Genomic DNA, 22,059 nt, shown 5'->3' on the forward strand with positions numbered 1-22,059 from the left:
CTTCCACTTGTGGCTCTGCTACTACTTGCTTCATTGTTTGCTCTTCCACTTGTGGTTTTGCTACTACTTGCTGCACTGGGTGCTCTTCCATTTGTGGTTCTGCTGCTACTTGCTGCACTGGGTGCTCTTCCACTTGTGGTTCTGCTACCTCTTGTTGCACTGGCTTATTCTCTACTCGTACATTAGCAGAAGGCTGCATTGCATTTGCTCTAGCTGCGTGTCTTTCCATTAATCGTGTTCTATCTTGTTTCAACATAACAACATTAAATGGTACATGACGCTTTTTCTCACGTTTTGGTTCTTCTTTTTGTACAACTGGTTGTTCTTCTGCGACTGGTGTTTCCTCGGCAACTGGTTGTTCTTCTACGACTGGCGCTTCTTCTACAACTGATTGCTCTTCTACGACCGGTGCTTCTTCTACAACTCGTTGCTCTTCTGCGACTAGTGTTTCCTCGGCAACTGGTTGTTCTTCTACGACTGGCGCTTCTTCTACAACTGGTTGTTCTTCTGCAATTAAAACATCCGCAAAGCTTTGAACATCTTTCTTCGTTTGTTCATCAGCCTCAGCAACATGTATGAATTCACTCTTTTGTTCAATTGCTTCATCTTCTTGCTGAATTTCCTCAAGTGCTACAAATGTCTCTACTACAGGCGCTTTTGTTTCTGCAATCACTTCTGTTTCTTCTGCTTCCGCAATTACTTCCACTTCTTCTAACTCTTCTGCTTCCGCAATTACTTCAGCTTCTTCTGACTCTTCTGCTTCCGCAATTACTTCCACTTCTTCTGACTCTTCCGTTTCTGCAATTACTTCCACTTCTTCTAGCTCTTTTGCTTCCGCAATTACTTCCACTTCTTCAGGTGCCTCTGTTTCCATAACTACTTCTTCAAGCTCTTCCGTTTCTGCAATTACTTCTACTTTTGACACTTCTTCTGGTATTTCCACAATGATTGTTTCTTCAAGTTTTTCTTCTGCTTTGACAATCACTGATTCTTCTGGAGCTTGCTTTTCTACTTCAATAGTAGGTTGTTTTATTTCTGTGTTACGTTTAATTTCTTCTGATAATATTGTATCCTCGTGCTCTACTTTAGAAGCTACTAATTCTTCTTGTAGATTGTTTTCGTTTAACACCACTACATCTTTTTCTAGCTTAGCACTTTCCATCTGCTCAGCTACTGTTTTATGAAGTAATTCATCCGCTGAAACTTCCTGCGGTGTACTCATTTCTTGAATCACTTCTTTTTCTTCTACTAAAGGCACTTGGCGTTCGATTTCATAACCGTTTTTCTCTAGCCATTGATCAACTACTGACTTTTCTTCCTTTTTATTCTCTTCATATTGTTGCTCTCCTTGCTGGTTAGCAGCTCTATGACTAGAAGAAGTTGGTGCTTGTCCTTCTGAGAAATCAGATAATGTATATCCTTTTTTCTCTAACCATGCATCAACGACTGATTTACCCTCTACAGATATTTCAAGGTCTTCTCTTTCCTTTACTTCCTCCTGCTTTTCTTCCTTTTTCTCTACTGAAGGACGATTATATCCATAAATTGGCGAAATCATTTCTGTTGGACGAAATGGTCTACGGTTACTCTCTTGCGAAGGTGCAGATGCCTTTTTAACGACAGACTCGCGCACCGGTTCATATTGCACTTCCGGCTCTTCATATGTAGAAACTACCTTTTCCACATACGGTCGTCTGCTTCTTTCCACCTTTATTCCTCTTTGGGCAGTCGGTTCTTCATATGTTACTCCTTGAACAGGTTGTTCTTCGAAGCGATTTACTTCGCTTTCATCCTCTTCATCGAACCCATTATCCGGTACTAAAGGAAAACGGCATTTACCTGCATTCCTACTTGCCATTTGTGCTTCTCTTGCTTCAGTGTAGTGGTTTACACGAGGAATTTTCGGCTGACTTTCAATTTGCTTTGGTACTTCTTTATTCATCGCTGTTTGTTCTTCCTCTTTGTTAAACAGCTTTTTCATCCAATCTAACATGCTTACCACTCTTTCTACTAAATAGTAACATCCTTTATTGTATCAGCATTCGGCAAAAAGTGCAGGTAAAATTAAGCATGTCATATTTATCCACAATATTCTAATTTACGAGTGTTTCATATAGAAAAACGCAGCCTTTCATGTAAGACTGCGTTTAAGCTTTACTCTTCCGATATGCATCTACACTATCCGTTACACTTTGCAATAAAGAATTTACATACTGCGGGTCAGATAATTTTTTATCTTCTTCATGGTTTGACATAAACCCAAGTTCTAATAGTACGCCAGGTACTTTGGACCAATTGAATCCAGAAAGGTCATCCCTAAATTTAATTCCATTTACTTTTACTTGCTGGTTCTCCCTCATTTTATTTACAATCATTTGAGAGATTTGAAGACTTTCCGCATAAATCTCTTTCGTATACGGACTTCCTTCTGCCGGCGTCAATACAGCAAATCCACTTTCGTTTGGATTTTCAGAACCATCTGCATGAAGACGTAAAAATAAATTAGCCTTATGATTATTTGCGAATGTCGCCCGTTCTTTATTACTTATATCAACGTCTTGTGATGTTCTCGTCATTAATACTTGTATCCCTTTTGCTTCAAGCTTTTCTTTTAATAAAAAAGCCATTTCTAATATAAGTACAGCCTCTCTCTTTTTCGTCACAACACCTGTTGTACCGTCTGTCACTTTATATTTTTGCGTTGTTGCCCCTGGTCCAATTGGCTCTAAATTTAAATTCGCTTTTTGTTGATGCCCTGGATCAATAACGACGAGAAACTTCTCTTTTTTTTCATTACTCTCTACTTTTTGTTCATTATTTTGCACTGGTTGCTCAGTTGGCTGCACTGGCGTAGTTTCTTCTTTCTTTTCCTCAGGCGATACTTCCTCTTGCTTATGTTCTACTTGCTCATTCGTTTGAATTGCTTGCAATTCTTCGTTTTTTTCTTGTTCTTGCTGTTTTTCTACCGGTGCGTCTTCTTTGGTATCTTTGTTCTTCTCTTGTATAGAAGATGTAGTTTCTTTTTTCGGCTGCTCTTGTGAACAACCGGCCATATATATTCCAATGAATGCAATCATGCTCATTATTTTTATATACTTCATACTTCTCTCCCATCACTTTGCATCGGATTCAAAGTTTTTCTTATAATTGCCCTATAATCTCATCCATATTTCCAATATAAACTGGCTGCCATTTTTCTGTACCACGTTCTGCAGTATAAACCGGATAAGCGTCATCATCTATATTTACGAAAACTGGATCGCCCATATCCGTTTCATATCCAATTGTAATCCATTCTTCTTTCCATTTTCCGTGTTCTTCACTTATTAATGAATTTTTATGTTTATCGTATCGGTAACCGATTTGTCCTTTTTCTAATTCACTTTCACTAAACAAATATATTTCATAAGTACCTAGCTCAACATCTTGCTGTTTTGAAGTTTCAATTCGTTTTAGAAGTTCTGCGATTTTTGGTTGCTGTTTCATACTTCTATCCCCTTCTACTTTTCTAAATTTTAACTAGTTTGTTTATAAAATACAATATAGATTTTAAGAAAAAAGGTGACATCCTTATCATATTAACAATTTTTTGAATATATCTATCACTACTCTCAATATATCAACGATTCAACATGAAATTTCGAATTACCAACAATGAATGTAAAAAAAGAGAGGCTGTCCAAAAGGACAACCTCTCTCTTCTTATATCAATTAAAATTTGAACTCTTGTCCAACTTCAAAGCTATCTTCTAATACAAGAATACCTTTCTCTTGTGGAGCGTCTGGAAGCTCTAATTCACGTGCAGAGCAAATCATTCCAGAAGAAGGAACACCGCGAAGTTCTGCTGGTTTAATTAACATACCACTTGGCATTACAGCACCAATTTTTGCAACGACAACTTTTTGTCCTGCATCAACGTTTGGTGCGCCACATACGATTTGTAATGTTTCTGTACCGATTTCTACTTTACAAATGTTTAGCTTATCAGCATTTGGATGTTTCTCTTTTTCAGCTACATAGCCTACAACAAATTTCGGAGAAAGATCTGCTTCTACTGTTTCTTCAAAGCCGTTCTTCGCTAAAATTTCGTTGATTTTCTCTACAAGCTCTTTCGTTAATGTAAGGTTGCCTGTTTCTTTTACTTCTAAGTAAGAAGATGCATTAAAGATGTTGAATCCTGCTGTCTCGTTGCTTTCACGATCGTATACGCGTGCAACATCTCCTTTGCGATCAAAAGTACGGTTCTCTAAAGTAATATCTTGTAAGGCAACAATTAAAGTGTCACCAATTCCTTCAAGGTTGTAAAAAACGTTCACTTCGTTCATCCTTTCTCTTTTCCATCTGTCTTCTTCCGATTTTTCGCTAAAATAAAGATTGGTTCAAATTCTCCATCTTCATATACGAATGAAAGTGATGTAATCGGAACATGCCCTTCGGCAAAAAATTTCATTGTCATTTGTGCAATAATATCATAACCGATTTCGTTGACGATATCAGCAATAATTAATACATCTTGGTGAGGAACAGCAACAACCATGTCACCAGAAATCTTTTCACGCATCGATTGTAGTAACGATTCGTTTAAAATACGAGTCGCGTCATACCCATCATTTGTGTTTAAAAAGTAGAATGTATTACCCGCTACTGTGTCTTGTTTAAATTCATAACCTAATGAGCGTGCGTTGAATAATGCCATTTCACGCACTTGCTGTTCTGTAAGTTCTAATTTTTGTAATAGACGCTCGTCAATTAGTCGATACGTTTTATTCGAATCTAACGCATAGTAAATACGTGTTTCCGCCGTATGATCCGTCATAATAAACGGATTTCCTTCTTCTGCTTGTTTCGGGAAAGAAGTAGAGCGAATAACAGGTAAAATTTTCGCTCCGCTATTTTCTTCTTTATGCATCGCAATTAGCGCTTCTTGTACGTAATAAGCAACTTCTTCAATTGCCTTTTCTTTGTTCACTTCCCATTTTGCCACAACTCCTGGAAGCGATACGTTAATACCTTTTTTGGAGTCTTTTTGTTCAATACGTAAAACTTCTTTCTCACTATCATACTGAAAGTCCCATTCTGGGCGAGATAATTTCTTTATTAACTCATCTTTCATCTTTTTACTTGTCATCTTCATCTCTTTTTCCTCCCTTCCAAAAAAATAACCTCCCCCGCGAAGGTAGAGGTTGTTTTACAATTCAATTGGCAAATTGCCTTATTTTAAACCTTCAATGAACTCTTCGATTTGTTCTTGTGTTTTACGATCTTTGTTTACATAGCGACCAGTTTCTTCACCTTTATTGTACGCTACAAAGCTCGGAATGCCAAATACGTCTAATTTTACACATAGATCAATAAACTCATCGCGATCTACATAGTAAAATGAGAAATCACTATATTTCTCTTCTACTTCTGGCATAAATGGGTCTACAAAGCGGCAGTCTGGGCACCATTCTGCTGAGAACATAAAGACTACATTCTCTTCATTTTTTAACTGTTGGAATTGCTCCATGCTTTCTAATGACTTCATCTATATTTCCTCCTCTAACGAGTGCATTTTTCATGTTATAATCTTTCTTTTATACTACCATACATCGCGCACGGTGCAAGGTTTATGCTTGCTTTTTGTCATACTTATATTGCCCAACTAACAACTTAACAACGTGTACAAATAATTCCGTACGGTCGACATAATCATCTGTAAAAATACCGATCGCACCTTCGTGACTACGAATATCTTTTCGCTGCACAAACTCTTCCATCACTTCGCTTAATTCCTTACCATCTTCAAGAGGTGCTAAAAAATCGTCTGGTAACGTAATACGCGCTCCTCCGGCCACAAATACTTTCCCATCACTTGTTGCTAGCGCGCCCCAGTTACACATAAATAAACCGTGCTCCGTTTTCATTACGCCGCCTTCTAGCCCAATACCAATTGGAGCTTCTCCTTCCTCTAGCGCTCGCTTTGCTCTATTAATCGCTCCTTGCATCGTCTCTTCATCTGAGAACGGCTGAGCTGATACTCCTGACGGAACAGAAAGAGATGTAATTTCAGCATCTTTCCAAACCTTCTCCACAGCGCCAACCTTCGTTTTATTCTTTGATCCAACTACTACTTTCATTTCGTTCACCTCTATAAAAATTCTTCATTCTATTCTAATATCCGCTTCGGCACAAATTAAGTACCAACCACTACCACACACCATCAGGGAATTCCTTCTCCCCATAAAAGAAGGTCGCTTTCTACAATATTACTGGTCCTAAACACAAAAACAGGCTTCTTCTTTCTTCCTACCCGCGGTCTTAATACATCATTCGAGCACCCATTAGGCACTAACCGCCACCACTCATCGCTGGGTCATCTATTCAACCTAAAAAAAGAAGGGTTTTTCGCCCTTCTTCTCTACGCGTTATTCTTAATTGTCTCTAACGTCGTTTTATCTGTTGTTCTTACAAGCTTCGTAATTAATTCTTTCGCCGCTGCATAATCATCAACATGTAAAATTGAAGCATGTGTATGAATATAGCGTGCACAAACACCAATTACTGCTGATGGGATACCAGAGTTACTTGTATGTACACGGCCCGCATCTGTACCACCTTGTGAAATAAAGTATTGGTACGGAATGTTGTTTGTTTCTGCTGTATCTAAAATGAATTCGCGCATCCCTCTATGTGTTACCATCGTGCGATCATAAATACGAAGAAGAGCACCTTTTCCTAATTGACCGAACTGCGTTTTGTCACCAGATGCATCGTTTGCTGGACTTGCATCAAGCGCATAAAAAATGTCTGGTTGAATCATATTTGCAGCTGTTTGCGCTCCGCGGAGACCTACTTCTTCTTGTACAGTAGCACCAGAGTATAATGTGTTTGGTAATGTTTCATCTTTTAATTCTTTTAACAATTCGATTGCAAGGCCACATCCGTAACGGTTGTCCCAAGCTTTCGCCATAATTTTCTTTTCGTTTGCCATCGGCGTGAATGGGCAAATCGGCACGATTTGTTGTCCTGGTTTTACACCAATTTCAATCGCATCTTCATAACTATCTGCACCTATATCAATTAACATATTTTTTATATCCATCGGTTTTGCACGTTGCGCGTCACTTAATAAATGAGGAGGAATAGAACCAACAACCCCAATAACAGGACCATTCTTCGTCATAACTTGTACACGCTGTGCTAATAGAACTTGACTCCACCATCCGCCTAACGTTTGAAAACGAAGCATTCCGTTTTTCGTAATTTGCGTAATCATGAAACCTACTTCATCCATATGACCTGCTACAAGAACACGCGGGCCAGTTTCGTCCCCTTTTTTCAGACCAAATACGCTCCCTAAACCGTCTTGTACAATTTCATCCGCATATTTGCTTAATTCTTGTTTCATAAAACGGCGTACATCATGTTCAAAACCTGATGCACCTTGTAATTCTGTTAACGTACGAAATAATTGTAATGTCTCTTTATTCACGAAGTCCCCTTCTTTCAAACCTTAGTAGAATACCCCTTTTATTGTAACGAAATTTTCGAAATGTTTCTAGTTTCTTCTTTTTTAGCTGTATTTGCTTTATAATTATTATCGGTACACTATTTTTATTTTATAGAATTGAGGTGAATATATGAGCTGGAAAGGTTTAGTAGCAGGTCTTGGCGTTGGGTTCGCAGCTGGTTATCTCGTTGCAAACAAAGTACAAGAACAATCCCATATTTCTTCAGAAAAAGCATTGAAAATGGTGAAACAAGCATTAAGTCATAAAGGTGAAATTACTGGCTCTTGGGTACATATGGTTCCAGAGACATTTGAAAAATATGATGTCGCATATGAAGTTTATCGCGGCGGTCTTACAACAATGTTAAATGATATACAAGAACGATTTGAATTTTTAGTTGATGCTAAAACAGGTACTGTTTTAGAGGTTATAGCAGCATAAAAAGGAGGGTTCCCATTAGGTGAACCTCTTATTTTTTTGAAATTGCGGGTATTGATTAAAATTATATCAGCGATTTTCCGAATATATCGGCGCAGCTCAATTTATATCAGCGATTTCCCAATTATATCAGCGTTTGTTTAAATATATCGACTTACCAACAAAACCCGACAATAAAAAAGAAGCTGCTCCAATAAATATGATGGAGCAACCTCCTATTTTTATGCTTCTATACTCGTTTTCAGCTCTATTTTTTCTACGATATGCCCTTCTTCATTCCACTTTACTGCACGGTAATATGCGTCATGATAAAAAGTAAACCATGCTCCTTTTTCAGCGCCGTACTCCATCCACTTTTGCTTATTTTCAATCGATGTCATCGGATAATCATCGTATGCCATTACCCATAATACATTTTGATGCGCGTGCGTCGGCAAGAGATCTGCTAAATGTAGCATCGTTTCCCCTTGACTCTCCAAAATGATGACTGCATGTCCATCACTATGCCCACCCGTATGTGCCATCTTGATTTCATCTGTAATTTCTATTTCTTGCTGAAACGTAACAACTTGATCTACAATCGGTTCCCAATTTTCCTTCCAATATGTATTACGGGATCTAATATTTGGGTTCCTCATTTCATTCCACTCTGTTTCACTTACGTAAACTTTCGCATTTGGAAACGCTGGTACAAGGTGATCCCCATCCCATTTTGTTAGGCCAGATGCATGATCAAAATGAAGGTGTGTCATTAAAACATATTGAATATCTTCAGGCTTTAATCCCTGTTTTTCTAACGATTCATAAACCGATGATTCTTCTGTTACACCTTGATTTCGTTTCATCTTCTCATCCAACTTACCGTTTCCTATTCCTGAATCAATGAGCATATTTCCGTCTTTCGTTTGCAAAAGTAACGGATCTGTTCGTAAGTAAATATGATTTGTGTCATTATGTTTATATTTACGTGACCAAAGTACTTTCGGCACAACACCAAACATTGCCCCTCCATCTAAATGTGTATTTCCGCCTTTTAACCACGTTACTTTTATATCTCCAATTTGTAACTGTTCCATTACACATCCCCCTTTCAATTAATCTTAACATAAAATTCTGATTATTTTAGATATAAAAAACCTATGCATTACTGCATAGGCTCTGTACGATATTTTGCTTCAACTCGGTAAATACGATGACCTTTACTAGAGAATTTCTCTTCGTATTCAGTCATGATGTTACCTTCAAAGTCGCTGTTATGAAGATCTAAGCTTAAGTAAGTTAGTAACATACCATACTCAGCCATACTCATAAGAGAATATTCAAATAGACCTTGGTTATCTGTTTTGAAATGAATTTCTCCGCCTTCTACTAACACTTCTTCGTAATTACGTAAAAATGTTTTATACGTTAAACGACGCTTCGTATGACGTTTCTTTGGCCATGGATCTGAGAAGTTTAAATAAACGCGATCAATTTCACCTTTCGCAAAGAAAACTGTTAAATCTTCAGCATCTTTATTAATTAACTTTAAGTTTGGTAATTCTTCTTCAATTAATTTATCAAGTGCATCTACAACAACACTTGTGAATTTTTCAATTCCAATATAATTAATATGTGGATTCGCTTTTGCCATATCATACATGAAGCGGCCACGACCTGTACCTACTTCAATATGAATTGGTTGTTCGTTTCCAAATACTTCTTTCCAGCTACCAGCGCGCTCCTCTGGGTTTCCGATTACGATATGTGAATATTCATTAATTCGATCCATTGCATACGGTTTATGTCTTAAACGCATAGATGTTTCCCTCTCTTTACATAGCTATTTTAAAGGAATAATTCCTTCTTTCTTTTTTAATCAATCTACCAAACAAAAAACCAAGTACGTACGAGCACTCGGTCCGTTTCTTTCAAGTATAAGATGTACCATTTTGATAAAAACTACATACAGCATTAAACATTCCATGACGAAACAGCTTTTTCTCTTACATTCGAAGAGAAAAACAATCGAAAGGATGATCCGTTCATGCCAATTAATCAACAACATCAATTAGAAGTGCTGAAAGATATTTTAGTCAACCACCAAAGTGATTGCTGCGGGACAGTTTCAGAATGCGAGCAATTAGAGCGCCTCATTCAATCGTTACTCGCAAACGATAATGTAAGTAGTGACGCTAAAACAATGCTAAACGATGTATATTCTTATAGTCAATCGGGTAAATCTTCCTCTAATTTGGACAACCATATTTCCAATAATCAAGAACAACTTACTCAGTGGATTGCTGGAATGGACAATTTTTCTTAAGTATTATTCTGAAGCAAGTAGTTGCTGTAAATATTGATGCCAATATTCAGCTTCTGCTTGCTGTTTTTTTGTTGTATGCCATTGAATAGACAAAATCGTTTGTGCTATCACATACCATCTCATACGCCTAAGCAGCGATTCATCCATTTCAATATCATAATAACCGAGCCACTCACTCCACTCCTGGCGCGGAATGTACCAATATAATAACATACCGAGGTCTAGAGCTGGGTCAGCAATTACAGCTCCATCCCAATCAATTAAAAACAATTCATCTTCATCCGACAATAGCCAGTTGTTATGGTTTACATCACAATGGCATACAACGAATTCATTGTATTCAATAGCTTTTAATGAATCCATTAAATATTGAAGGCCTTGCTGAATTGTTTCATCATCCCTTATATCTCCTCTTAAAACGAGTTGCAGTTGTTGTAATAACTCTTGTGCGTGAAGCGGCTGCTTCCCAAGTCTTTGAATCATCTGTACAAGCGCTTTAGAGGAGTGTATTTTCTTCAAAAGTTTCGCAACACGTTCTAGTTTCATATCCTCTGGCTCTAGCTTCTGTCCCGGAAGCCATTTTTGAGCAGAAATTACATCACCATTCGTTACCCTTCTTGTCCAAAGTAATTTTGGAACAATTCCTTCTGCTGACAATACCGCTAAAAAGGGCGATGTATTCCGCTTTAAAAATAACTTCTGTTGTCCGTTTTGCGCAATATATGCATCGCCCGTTACTCCACCAGCCGGTACAAGACTCCACTCTTTTCCTAATAATTGTTCCAACCATTCCATATTCATTACCCGTTAACAAATCCTTATCTTTTATAGTTATGAAAAGAAAAACCGCAACATTTCTACACATGTTGTGGATTCATATATTTTACTGTAAATGAAAAGAAAAATTAGCCTAAGCCAAAAATCCTCTATTTTATTTTACAAAACCTGTCATAGAATGACAACTTATCAAAATCGTCACCTTTGTCAATTCTACATTTATTACATTCTCATCGTCAAGTAGCGATTTGTCACATTATCGTCAATATATACGTGCTAATTGGAGCGAGCCTAAGTTCCTTTCCTCTAAATGAAGAAATTGGCTCTATTTTCGCTTCGTTTTCGTTTACTAACACATGCCACGTTGCTTCTTTCGGAAGTTGCACAGTTTTAGCTTCTAAACCGCTATTAAATAAGACGATAATCTCTTTCCACGGCCCAAACGATTCTGCATGCTCTAGGTGATATGCAAGTACTTCTGTAGATGTTTGTAAAAAAGTCATATGTTTTTTTATAAGGTCTGCATTTTGTAATCGGAATGCCCCATGCTCTTTACGAATCGCAATTAAACCTTTTATATAGTTAACGGTTTCTATCTCTTTCTCTTTTTGATCCCAATCTAATTGATTGATCTCATCATTTGCATTATAACTATTTTCATTTCCTTTCTTCGTACGATAAAACTCTTGCCCTGCGTGTAAGAAAGGAATGCCTTGTGAAAGAATAACCATTGCGCTCGCTAATAGGTGACGTTTTTTCAAAATCGTTTCTGATTCTTCATTACTGCGCACTAGTTTATCCCACATCGTCATATTATCATGACATTCTACATAGTTAATGCTTTGCGCCGGCTCTAAAAACAGCCCTGTTTCTTTCATACTTAAAAGACTTCCTGCTGCAATATACTGCAAATGATTACAGTCTACATACCCACCAAATGCAAAACCACGCTTATTTATATGAAATGTACTCCCTTTTATCCCATCACGAAATTGATCATTAAACTGCGCGATATGTGGCATTTTCTTCGCATTATTTAACGTTGCTTTTTCCTCAAGAGGAAGCGGTGTTTGTAAATCCCATCCTTCTCCTAATAACAAAGCATCTCGTTTTATGTTTCGCACTTCTTTCTCTATCATATTCATTGTATCAATATCTAAAATTCCCATTAAGTCGAATCGGAATCCATCGACATTGTATTCAGTAAGCCAATATAAAATAGACTCTACAATGAATTTCCTCATCATTTTCCGTTCAGACGCTATATCATTTCCGACTCCCGTCCCATTAGAAGGCATACCATCTTCACCATGACGAAAATAATATCCTGGAACAAGCTTCTCAAATGATGATAGCTCTCTTTCATAAACATGATTATATACAACATCTATAATCACCCTAATACCTTGTTCATGAAATGTTTCAATTAGTTGTTTGCACTCAACTATCCTGTTATACGGATCAGAGGGGTTTGTAGCATAATATGCTGTTGGTGCATTGTAATATAATGGATTGTACCCCCAATTATAGGCAGAAGAAGGATTCGCCTCATCCACACCACCGAAACAATATAAAGGCAATAATTCAACATGCGTAACGCCTAAATCTTTTATATGAGACAAACCTGTCAATGTCCCATTTCGTCCTGTTGTTCCTTCTTCCATTAGCCCTTTATACGTCCCTTTTTTACTCACTCCACTGTTCGGATGAATAGTAGCATCACGAATATGCAATTCTTACAATATGGCATCTGTCATTGCTTGTAATGGTGGTAATTGCTCTCGTTTCGTTACAGTCGTCTTTTCTAAATCGATAACAATGCCATACTTTCCATTTACAGTCACTGACTTTGCGTAAGGATCCACCGCTTCGTTCCATATTAAATTAATACAAACAAGAAATGTATAGCGTGCTCCGTCTAAATCACCTTGTAATGTTTGAATCCAAACTCCGTTTTCTCCCCTGTACATTTCATGATCGGTATATTCTTTATCGCTCTTATAAATTCTTACTTTCGCAAGCCTTGCAGTTGGGGCCCATACTTTAAATGTCGTTTCTTGTTTTTGATACACAGCACCTAAATCTGTACCTTCGTAATAATACTTTTCATCGAAAATTTTTGTTCGAATAACAGCACCTATTTGTAAATCAGTTTCTTCATTCCGTTCATCTCGTACTGTATAATACTTCCCCACATCTAGCGGCTCTTCTATAAAGCACTCATACTTCGTTGCATCTGGAAGCGCAATAGTATGAGCAATCGGTAAATCTTTCACATTACTTCCTTCTTGCAAACGAAATGTCCGACTTGTTCCATACGCATGTGGGAGCAAAATTGTAATTTTATTCATTTCATCTAAATAGGCATCAAATGGACGTTTTACTTTCAACATAAAAAAATCACCATCATTCTCAAAGTTAAAATAAAGTGAAACTTTAATGAGCGAGAAAATTTTTCCATCCTCACTTATTATTAGCCTTCACCAATTAGGCGAGATAAAATGAGCTGCAAATGATAAGGCTTTTCTTATCAACAAGACTCTATACAGTAACTCCATTCTTCTCTATAGTATATTCACCTGCATAAAAAACGTTTTCAACATTCTATTTTTGTAATTTTATTTCAGCAATCGATTTATACTTCGGGGTTTCTTTCACGTGGGATTCGTATAAAGTAATTGTATCTGCTTGAAATGATATTTCAGGCACTTCTTTTATACTTTCTAAACGAAACTTTTCTTCTCCTATCCATTTACGAGCAACGGTAATATGCGGGTGATACGGGCGTATTTCTAGAGAAAATCCATTTTCTTCACAAATGGCATGTACTTGCTTTTGCAACTGAAACAAATCGTGATTCTCACTTACCTTCGCCCAAAAAATACGAGGCTGATCTTCCCTACCAAACGTTGAAAAACCTTGTAACGTGAACGATAGTTCTTTTGTTTCTGCAATTGTTTGTAATCGATTCTTTATTCCCTCTAATTGTTCCTCCGTTGCACTCCCTAAAAATGAAAGGGTAATATGATAGTCTTCTTTATGTACCCATGAACGAAATTGTAATTCCTCTTGCATGTCCTTTTTATAGTTATACAGCATTTCTTTTATATGATTCGGTAACGTAATTGCGACAAAATAATGCAGTTCCATGTACATCTTCTCCTTCTTTCTATTGTTGCTTTTCTTTCTTATCTCATTCAGGTAAAAAGAAGCCGCTCTCCAAAATAGAGAGCGGACATTATTTATATATCCATTACTTCGCTAATTCATGAATTGCTTGCGCGTAAATTGCTGTTGCTTTTAATAAGTCTTCAATTTCGATATACTCATCTTTTTGATGTGCAAGTTCTTCTTTTCCAGGGAATAGCGGGCCAAATGCCACACCAGCTTTTAATGAACGAGCATAAGTACCGCCGCCGATTGCTAATAGTTCTGCTTTTTCACCTGTTTGTTCTTCATACACACGTTGTAACGTACGGATTAATACGTGATCTTTATCGACGTGATGTGGGCGAGAATTAGAATAGTCAGCCACTTCAAAACCATGCGTACCAACATATTCTTTCAACTTCACAATTGTTTCTTCAAAGTTAGTTGTAACTGGGTAACGTACGTTTAGCCCTAAGTTACCACCGTTTTCTTTCGTATAAGAAATGCGACCGACATTCACTGTTAACGGACCGCTAATTTCATCTTTATAAGCAATAGTAGCTTTTTCACCAAAAATATCACCAGTAAATGTTTCTGTTGCAAATGTCGCAAATGCAGTTGCTTTTCCATCAAGTGAAACTGTAGTTAAGAAGTTTGCTAATAATAAACCTGCATTTTCTCCTTTTTCAGGAGTAGATCCGTGCGCTGAAATTCCTTCTATTTGCAACGTCACTGCATTTCCTTCTATAGTCGATTTCCCTATTTTTTTAGCAGTTTGTAAATACTCTTCATATGCTACTGTAAGTGCATTTACATCTTCTCCTGTAATAACCGCTTCTGCAAAATCAGGAACCATATTTAAACGGCGCCCTGAATCAAATGAAACAAGTTCATATGTACCTTTTTTCTCTTCACTACCATTTTGCACAACTTGTATGTCAGAAATTCCTTTTTCTGCATTAATAATTGGAAAGTCTGCATCTGGTGCAAAACCGATTGTTGGCATTTCTTCATTTTTAAAGTAGTGATCTACACATTTCCAATTACTTTCCTCATCTGTTCCTATAATCATACGAACACGTTTGGAAAGAGGTAAGCCTAATTCTTTCACAATTTTCATCGCATAATATGCTGCCATCGTTGGGCCTTTATCGTCAATTGCACCACGTGCAAAAATCTTTCCATCGCGAATATCTGCACTATATGCAGGAGTCGTCCAGCCATCGCCTTCTGGTACAACGTCAACGTGACAAAGAATGCCTACTAACTCTTCTCCTTGCCCCATTTCAAGATGACCTGCATATCCTTCTAAATTTTTAGAAGTAAAACCTTCAGTTTCTCCTTTATGTAACATGAAAGATAAAGCTTTTTCTACACCTTCACCGAATGGTGCGCCCTCTTTCGCCGATTCTTCTTCCCATACACTTTTAATTTGTAAAAATTGTTGTGTATCACGAATTAAATCATCTTTTCGTTTCGCAACTTCTTCTGTCCAATTAATTGCTGACATCACGCATCCATCCTTCACTATATTGTTTCTTTCATCATAACAAACCGAAATCTCTTATGCCATACACGAAAACTAAATACCGAACAATTGTAATATTTCAGATATTTCTCATTAGTTTTTCTTTTATTTTTTCAAAAAAATTTGCAGGAATTTGGCGTTTTACGTAGAATTTTATGTGTTAGTTGACTGACCATATATACAATGTCAACTACCAATATTTTTCTATATGAATATTTGTTAAATTTCTGTAAAATTTAAGTAGATTAAAGCATGAATTTTATCATGTAGAGTACAATGGTAGTAACGACCTTCTTTCCTGAATGGGGTCAAAAAAACTAGTAGAGGAGTGGTTTTCTCTTGAAACCTACAACTACTCGTATGCTAACACGCATTAAATCAATTTATATGTACATCAATGAAAACGGAACGGTAACGACGAAAGACCTTGTAGATGAGTTCGGGATCACACCGCGAACGATACAACGTGATCTAAATGTGTTGCAGTTTAATGAACTCGTGTATAGCCCTTGCCGCGGTAAGTGGACAACAACAGGAAAGAAAGTGAGAATGACCTCATAATGAAAAATAATTGTATGTAAATAAATACATACCCCTTTCTAATAATTAGAAAGGGGTCTTTTCTGCGCCTATAAAGGTACTACTTTTCAGTATCTACTTGATATGTTTTTAACATTTCTACTTCTTCATCTGTTAGCTCTCGGTATTGTCCAAGTTCTAGTTCTTCATCTAATACTAACGGACCCATCTCTGTTCTCTTTAGGTAGACTACTTTTTTCCCTACCGCTTCAAACATACGCTTCACTTGATGGAATTTCCCTTCCGTAATCACAAGCTCAATTTCAGAAATATCATCGCTTTTCAATATTGTAAGTGCACCTGGCTTTGTTTCATAGCCATCATCTAAAATAACACCTTTAGCAAACTCTTTTACATCCTCTTCTGTTACTACTCCTGCAACGTGTGCATAATATTTTTTCGGCACATGCTTTTTCGGAGATAATAATTGATGTGATAACTTCCCATCATTTGTTATCAATAAGAAACCTTCCGTATCGATATCAAGTCGTCCAACTGGGAACGGATCAAAGATTGCATCTTCTAATTCTAATAAATCTATTACTGTTTCATGATTATCATCTTCCGTCGCTGAAATAACACCTTGTGGTTTATGCATCATTAAGTAAACAAATTCTTTGTATTGCACAACTTCACCGTGAATCATAACTTCTTGCTCTTCTACATTTACATGAACTTTCGCATCTTTTACTGGCGTTCCATCAATTTTCACAACGCCGTCTTTCAATAATTTCTTTACTTCTTTTCTACTTCCATATCCCATATTTGCTAATAATTTATCTAATCTCACGTTTTTCACCTTCTTTATTTATCATAGAAAAGGGGACGTAATTACGCCCCTCTTGATTTCAACTTTATTTTAAATCTACTACCAAGTTTACGTTGAATTTTATCTAATGCTTCTCCGCCAAATACTCTTTCAAGTACTCCTGTGCGAATTGCTAACAATCCGTAAACAAGACCGCCAATACCTGCACAAATTGCAACTGTTATAAGAGCACCCATACGGCCATCAGGCGAAATCATGAAGGATAGAAGCCATTGTGATAGTTTTACAGCAACGACCATTATAAGTGTTAGTACTGCAATTTGGAATGTTCTTTTATATACAACACCGAATGAATAGTGTGCGTATTTTTTAATTTGTTGATTTGTGTACCAAACAGAAGCTAAGAAACCAACTGCTGTTGCTAGAATTGCTCCTACTGTACCGAAATAACGAATAAAGATTACGTTACATACAAATTTCAAAATAACGCCCATTATAAGCGCAATAATCGCATGCTTCTGCTGGTTAATACCTTGCAGGATTGCCGCTGTTACTGTAAATAAAGCGAATAACAACGCAACTGGTGCATACCACATTAATACTTGTCCACCTAGTGGATCTGAATCGTAAAACGCAGTATAAATTGGATATGCCAGTGAAGAAATACCGACAACTGCTGGCAATGTTAAAAACATATTCGCCTGGAATGTTTGTGTAATTTGTAATTTCAAATAACGGTATTGTTTTTCAGTAAATGATTTTGTAATTGCTGGTACAAGCGTTAAACTAAACGCTGTTGCAAGTGATACAGGAATCATAATTAGCTTATGCGTCCACATTGTGAAAATACCGAGAGCTCGCTCTGCGATATCACCTTGACCAATCGCCTGCATAATTGAGTTAAATGTCAATGTATCAATTTGTTGATATAAAGGAATTGTTAACCCAATTACAACGTAAGGAATCGCATATGCAAATAACTCTTTAAACAATTGAACGGTGCTTACTGTTGATTCTGGTACAGTTTGTTCAATTAGATATTGATCCAAATATTTTTTACGTTTTAACCAGTACCAAATTAACACACCGAGTGCTCCAACCGCTGAAACGAACGCAGCAAATGTCGCTACTCCAACTGCTGTTGCAACTGTACCGCCAAGTACTTTAATAACGATAAAACTACCTGCTAATAAAAAGACGATACGAATAATTTGTTCAATAATTTGTGAAACGGTAGTTGGTCCCATAGACTGGTGACCTTGGAAATAACCACGAATTAAACTCGCTGCTGGTACAACAATAAGTGCGAAACTTACAAGACGAATAATCGTCGTAACTTCTCCTACATTATTGTGTATACTTTGTTTACCAAGCATCGCTTCTGCAAACAATGGCGCCGTCATGTACAGTACTAGGAACGAAAGAACTCCTGTTACTATCATCATAACCATTCCCGAGCGGAACATTCTCCGGCTCGTTTTATAATCGCCAAGCGCATTATATTTGGAAACAAATTTTGAAACAGCAAGTGGCACACCTGCCGTTGCGATACTTAAAAAGATCGTATATGGAATGTATCCATATGTATAGAGCGTTCCGCCTTCTGTTCCTACTAATGCATGAAACGGAAAGACGTAAATCATGCCTAAGAACTTTACTAAAAATGTCCCTAGCGTAACAATAAGCGTTCCGCGCAGAAATTTCGAATCGGACATACAAAAATCCTCCTACATCTACATAAAGTGAAACTATAATTAGTTGGAGACTTCTCTCCTACTCCTTATTAGTTGAACCATTCGAGCATTTACAGGCTAACAGACTCCCTATTTACTTCTCCTAAATCTTGAGGTTTTAGTCTTATCGCCTACAAATGGCAGGATAGTGCTGAACTCTAACTTTTGTATTGTACCACAATTCTCTCATTAAGCAGTACTTCACTCTATTTTTCTTTTAAGGGAAAACATGCTATTCTTTTAGGCAGGAAATGTAGAAAATGAGGTCGATATATTATGCATTATGATGTTATTGTCATCGGCGGCGGTCCTTCTGGGCTAATGGCTGCAATTGGTGCTGCAGAAGAAGGCGCAAATGTCTTACTTCTTGATAAAGGAAATAAACTTGGGCGTAAACTTGCAATTTCTGGTGGCGGACGCTGTAACGTAACGAACCGTCTACCACTTGATGAAATTGTTAAACATATACCAGGAAACGGTCGCTTCTTATACAGCGCTTTTTCTATTTTTAATAATGAAGATATTATTACATTCTTCGAAAATCTTGGTGTTAAATTGAAAGAAGAAGACCACGGTCGCATGTTCCCTGTGTCAAACAAAGCACAATCTGTTGTAGACGCACTTTTAACACGATTAAAAGACTTAGGTGTAAAAATCCGTACAAATACGCCTGTTGAAACGATTGAATATGAAAATGGTCAAACGAAAGCAGTTATACTGCAAACAGGCGAAGTGTTAGAAACAAATCACGTCGTTATCGCTGTTGGCGGAAAATCAGTTCCTCAAACCGGATCTACTGGAGACGGATATGCTTGGGCTGAAAAAGCGGGTCATACAATCACAGAATTATTCCCAACAGAAGTACCTATCCTTTCAAACGAGCCGTTTATACGTGACCGCTCATTACAAGGTCTTGCTTTACGTGATATAAACTTAAGTGTATTAAACCCGAAAGGAAAAGCTATCATTTCTCACAAAATGGACATGCTCTTCACTCATTTCGGCCTATCCGGACCCGCTGCTCTTCGCTGTAGTCAATTCGTCGTGAAAGCACTGAAAAAGTTTAAAACGAATACAATACAAATGAGTATTGATGCATTGCCAGAGGAAAATAGTGAGCAACTATTTCAGCGCATGCTGAAACAAATGAAAGAAGATCCGAAAAAAGGAATTAAAAACGTTTTAAAAGGTTATGTTCCTGAACGTTACTTCCTATTCTTATTAGAAAAAAATGAAATTGACGGTAGCGAACAAGCTGGACAAGTTTCTCACGAAAAGATTCGTGCACTTGTGAAAGACTTTAAAGAGTTTACTGTGAATGTAAATGGTACGCAGTCAATTGAAAAAGCATTCGTTACTGGCGGCGGTGTATCCGTGAAAGAAATTAACCCGAAAGAAATGTCTTCTAAATTTACGAACGGCTTATATTTCTGCGGAGAAGTTCTTGATATTCACGGTTATACTGGTGGCTATAATATTACATCAGCCCTTGTTACTGGTAGAATTGCCGGAACGACAGCTGGAGAAAACGCGAAAATGCAGTATTAAAAAAAGAAACAGGGATTCCTGTTTCTTTTTTTATAGGTACATGAAATTATATGAGCAATTCCACAAATATATCAGCGATTCCGCAACTTATATCGGCGATTTTCCAAATTTATCAGCGATTCTGCAACTTATATCGGCGATTTCCCAAATTTATCGACTTACCGACAAGAAGCGACAAATATCTGCTCCATGTAACTTTCCATTGCTTTTTTGTTGCTTTATTTACCTTAGTACCTTTATATTTTATATTGTTGAATATTTAAAAAAGGGTAAGGGGAAAACAAATGAGAAAAAAAGTCATGATGTCTTTAATGTTAATGACGTTTCTTTCTGCGGTAGAAGGAACGATTGTTAGTACAGCAATCCCTCGTATAACGAGTGATTTGTCAGGCGTCGAACTTGTTAGTTGGGTATATGCAATTTATATGCTTGCAACAGCTGTTTCGACTCCAATATACGGAAAGCTCGCTGATTTATTTGGCCGTAAAAAAGTTTTACTAATCGGAGCTACAATCTTTTTAGTCGGTTCTGCACTTTGCGGAATCGTTACATCGATGGAACAATTAATCTTCTTCCGCGCGCTTCAAGGTATCGGTGCTGGTGCTGTTATGCCAATCACAATGACGATTATTGGAGACTTATATAGCGAAGCGAAAGACCGCGCGAAAGCACAAGGTTGGATGAGTGCCGTTTGGGGTGTATCCGGTGTTATCGGACCGTTAGTAGGTGGATTTTTAGTTGATTCCCTTTCTTGGCGCTATATTTTCTTCCTAAACGTTCCATTCGGAATTATCGCTTGCTTAATGATTGCAATTTACTACAAAGAATCTATTAAACCTGCTAAGCATCATATCGATTATCTTGGTGCAACAGTCTTCTCATTAAGTACAATCGCTCTACTATATGCATTATTAACAGGTAGCAGTAAGCAAAACTGGGGAGACATGACAATTATCGGCCTATTAATCTTTGCCGCTATTTCATTTATTATTTTCTTATTCATCGAGAAAAAATCTCCAGAACCATTAATTCCGCTAGCACTTTTCTCTAACCGTACATTATCTACGATAAATATATTAACTCTTATTGCTGGCGCAATGATTATTAGTATTACAATGTACCTTCCAATTTGGAGCCAAGGTGTATTAGGGAAAAATGCTACAGAAGCTGGACTTATTTTAATGCCAATCCCTGTTATGTGGACATTTGGCGCTATTTTCTCTGGTAACTTAGTAGGCAAATTAAAAACGAAACAAATCATTTTACTTGGAGCTAGCATTTTATCAGTCGCTACGTTCTTATTATTTACACTATCAACAAATTCACCATCGTTCCTTATTTATGTAGCAGTCGGATTATTCGGCTTAGGAATGGGGCTTGTGACACCGATTTACATGGTAACAATTCAAGCAGCCGTACCAGCTCATACACGCGGAACAGCCGTTGGTTTAAACACATTTATTAATACATTCAGTCAAACGTTAGGTGCTGCAATCTTTGGAACAATCTTTAATACGATGATTCATGCACGCGGCATTAAAAACCTTGATCTTGTATCTGGTGGACACGGCGGGACTACAGCAAGTGTAGCCACTGAATCACAATCCGCATTAGCTGCAAGTGTACACGTTATTTATATGAGCACTTTCGTATTAGCAGTATGTACATTAATTATCGGTTGGCTTTTATTAAAGCCAGCTACACAAACAAGTGAGCAACAATAAAAAGGATGACCATT

Annotated in this window: 19 protein-coding genes and 2 pseudogenes; 5 read left to right on the forward strand and 16 right to left on the reverse strand. The window is 37.3% G+C overall.

Features of this window, described 5'->3' with window-relative positions:
• From HMPREF2590_RS12180 to HMPREF2590_RS12215, 8 genes and pseudogenes are all read right to left on the reverse strand, one after another.
• Positions 1 to 1,993: pseudogene (locus HMPREF2590_RS12180) on the reverse strand (DNA translocase FtsK); the annotation flags it as partial.
• A gap of 154 nt (positions 1,994 to 2,147) precedes the next feature.
• Entirely contained in the window at positions 2,148 to 3,101 is a 954-nt protein-coding gene (locus HMPREF2590_RS12185; RefSeq protein ID WP_050822127.1) for an N-acetylmuramoyl-L-alanine amidase, read from the reverse strand.
• Between the two features lie 40 nt (positions 3,102 to 3,141).
• On the reverse strand, positions 3,142 to 3,486 hold the full coding sequence (locus tag HMPREF2590_RS12190; RefSeq protein WP_000813344.1) for a hypothetical protein: 345 nt from the start codon (positions 3,484 to 3,486) through the stop codon (positions 3,142 to 3,144).
• 225 nt (positions 3,487 to 3,711) lie between these two features.
• Positions 3,712 to 4,326 carry a YtpR family tRNA-binding protein gene (gene ytpR / locus HMPREF2590_RS12195; RefSeq protein ID WP_001006761.1) on the reverse strand — a complete coding sequence of 205 codons (615 nt, stop codon included), beginning with the start codon at positions 4,324 to 4,326 and terminating at the stop codon, positions 3,712 to 3,714.
• Positions 4,323 to 5,135 carry a DUF1444 domain-containing protein gene (locus HMPREF2590_RS12200; RefSeq protein WP_000784588.1) on the reverse strand — a complete coding sequence of 271 codons (813 nt, stop codon included), beginning with the start codon at positions 5,133 to 5,135 and terminating at the stop codon, positions 4,323 to 4,325. Before HMPREF2590_RS12200 ends, ytpR begins: the two co-directional genes overlap by 4 nt.
• Positions 5,136 to 5,213: 78 nt before the next feature.
• Positions 5,214 to 5,528, reverse strand: coding sequence for a thioredoxin family protein (locus HMPREF2590_RS12205; protein ID WP_000838193.1), 315 nt, complete (start codon positions 5,526 to 5,528; stop codon positions 5,214 to 5,216).
• 82 nt (positions 5,529 to 5,610) lie between these two features.
• Positions 5,611 to 6,120: a DUF84 family protein gene (locus HMPREF2590_RS12210; RefSeq protein WP_000869941.1), complete on the reverse strand. Its 510-nt coding sequence runs from the start codon at positions 6,118 to 6,120 to the stop codon at positions 5,611 to 5,613.
• 281 nt (positions 6,121 to 6,401) lie between these two features.
• A complete protein-coding gene (locus HMPREF2590_RS12215) occupies positions 6,402 to 7,475 on the reverse strand; it encodes a M42 family metallopeptidase (RefSeq protein WP_001031508.1) in 1,074 nt (357 codons plus the stop codon).
• 148 nt (positions 7,476 to 7,623) lie between these two features.
• Here HMPREF2590_RS12215 and HMPREF2590_RS12220 point away from each other — a divergent pair, with 148 nt between their 5' ends.
• The gene (locus HMPREF2590_RS12220) at positions 7,624 to 7,935 is read left to right on the forward strand and encodes a PepSY domain-containing protein (RefSeq protein WP_000118543.1); all 312 of its coding nucleotides are present in this window, start codon (positions 7,624 to 7,626) and stop codon (positions 7,933 to 7,935) included.
• A 218-nt stretch (positions 7,936 to 8,153) separates the two neighbouring features.
• Here the strand turns inward: HMPREF2590_RS12220 and HMPREF2590_RS12225 are convergent, their stop codons facing one another.
• Positions 8,154 to 9,008 (reverse strand): YtnP family quorum-quenching lactonase, encoded by an 855-nt coding sequence (locus HMPREF2590_RS12225; protein ID WP_000436838.1) that lies wholly within the window; start codon positions 9,006 to 9,008, stop codon positions 8,154 to 8,156.
• Positions 9,009 to 9,076: 68 nt separating this feature from the next.
• On the reverse strand, positions 9,077 to 9,730 hold the full coding sequence (gene trmB / locus HMPREF2590_RS12230) for a tRNA (guanosine(46)-N7)-methyltransferase TrmB (protein ID WP_001239385.1): 654 nt from the start codon (positions 9,728 to 9,730) through the stop codon (positions 9,077 to 9,079).
• A 228-nt stretch (positions 9,731 to 9,958) separates the two neighbouring features.
• On the opposite strand from trmB, the gene HMPREF2590_RS12235 reads away from it, so the two are divergent.
• Positions 9,959 to 10,237: a YtzH-like family protein gene (locus HMPREF2590_RS12235; RefSeq protein ID WP_050822129.1), complete on the forward strand. Its 279-nt coding sequence runs from the start codon at positions 9,959 to 9,961 to the stop codon at positions 10,235 to 10,237.
• A 3-nt stretch (positions 10,238 to 10,240) separates the two neighbouring features.
• Here the strand turns inward: HMPREF2590_RS12235 and HMPREF2590_RS12240 are convergent, their stop codons facing one another.
• The 4 genes and pseudogenes from HMPREF2590_RS12240 to pepV all read right to left on the reverse strand — a co-directional run bounded on the left by HMPREF2590_RS12240 (position 10,241) and on the right by pepV (position 15,674).
• Complete coding sequence (locus tag HMPREF2590_RS12240; protein WP_001986674.1) at positions 10,241 to 11,038, reverse strand: phosphotransferase family protein; 798 nt, start codon at positions 11,036 to 11,038, stop codon at positions 10,241 to 10,243.
• Positions 11,039 to 11,265: 227 nt separating this feature from the next.
• Positions 11,266 to 13,407 (reverse strand): annotated as a pseudogene (pulA, locus tag HMPREF2590_RS12245) (type I pullulanase).
• 211 nt (positions 13,408 to 13,618) lie between these two features.
• The gene (thpR, locus tag HMPREF2590_RS12250) at positions 13,619 to 14,164 is read right to left on the reverse strand and encodes an RNA 2',3'-cyclic phosphodiesterase (protein ID WP_050822131.1); all 546 of its coding nucleotides are present in this window, start codon (positions 14,162 to 14,164) and stop codon (positions 13,619 to 13,621) included.
• A gap of 103 nt (positions 14,165 to 14,267) precedes the next feature.
• The gene (gene pepV / locus HMPREF2590_RS12255) at positions 14,268 to 15,674 is read right to left on the reverse strand and encodes a dipeptidase PepV (protein WP_001274258.1); all 1,407 of its coding nucleotides are present in this window, start codon (positions 15,672 to 15,674) and stop codon (positions 14,268 to 14,270) included.
• Positions 15,675 to 16,031: 357 nt separating this feature from the next.
• Here pepV and HMPREF2590_RS12260 point away from each other — a divergent pair, with 357 nt between their 5' ends.
• The gene (locus HMPREF2590_RS12260; RefSeq protein WP_000805512.1) at positions 16,032 to 16,253 is read left to right on the forward strand and encodes a DeoR family transcriptional regulator; all 222 of its coding nucleotides are present in this window, start codon (positions 16,032 to 16,034) and stop codon (positions 16,251 to 16,253) included.
• Positions 16,254 to 16,332: 79 nt separating this feature from the next.
• On the opposite strand, the gene HMPREF2590_RS12265 is transcribed toward HMPREF2590_RS12260, so the two are convergent.
• Together HMPREF2590_RS12265 and HMPREF2590_RS12270 are read right to left on the reverse strand one after the other, a co-directional pair.
• Positions 16,333 to 17,061: a pseudouridine synthase gene (locus HMPREF2590_RS12265; RefSeq protein ID WP_050822132.1), complete on the reverse strand. Its 729-nt coding sequence runs from the start codon at positions 17,059 to 17,061 to the stop codon at positions 16,333 to 16,335.
• 41 nt (positions 17,062 to 17,102) lie between these two features.
• Positions 17,103 to 18,755, reverse strand: a complete 1,653-nt coding sequence (locus HMPREF2590_RS12270; RefSeq protein ID WP_001284030.1) for a putative polysaccharide biosynthesis protein — start codon at positions 18,753 to 18,755, stop codon at positions 17,103 to 17,105.
• A 294-nt stretch (positions 18,756 to 19,049) separates the two neighbouring features.
• On the opposite strand from HMPREF2590_RS12270, the gene HMPREF2590_RS12275 reads away from it, so the two are divergent.
• Both HMPREF2590_RS12275 and HMPREF2590_RS12280 read left to right on the forward strand, forming a co-directional pair.
• Complete coding sequence (locus HMPREF2590_RS12275) at positions 19,050 to 20,321, forward strand: BaiN/RdsA family NAD(P)/FAD-dependent oxidoreductase (RefSeq protein WP_000558859.1); 1,272 nt, start codon at positions 19,050 to 19,052, stop codon at positions 20,319 to 20,321.
• Positions 20,322 to 20,605: 284 nt separating this feature from the next.
• A complete protein-coding gene (locus HMPREF2590_RS12280; RefSeq protein ID WP_001228005.1) occupies positions 20,606 to 22,045 on the forward strand; it encodes an MDR family MFS transporter in 1,440 nt (479 codons plus the stop codon).
• Positions 22,046 to 22,059: the final 14 nt, after the last annotated feature.

The sequence above is a fragment of the Bacillus sp. HMSC036E02 genome (assembly GCF_001836235.1).
In the GTDB taxonomy this organism is placed as follows: domain Bacteria; phylum Bacillota; class Bacilli; order Bacillales; family Bacillaceae_G; genus Bacillus_A; species Bacillus_A cereus.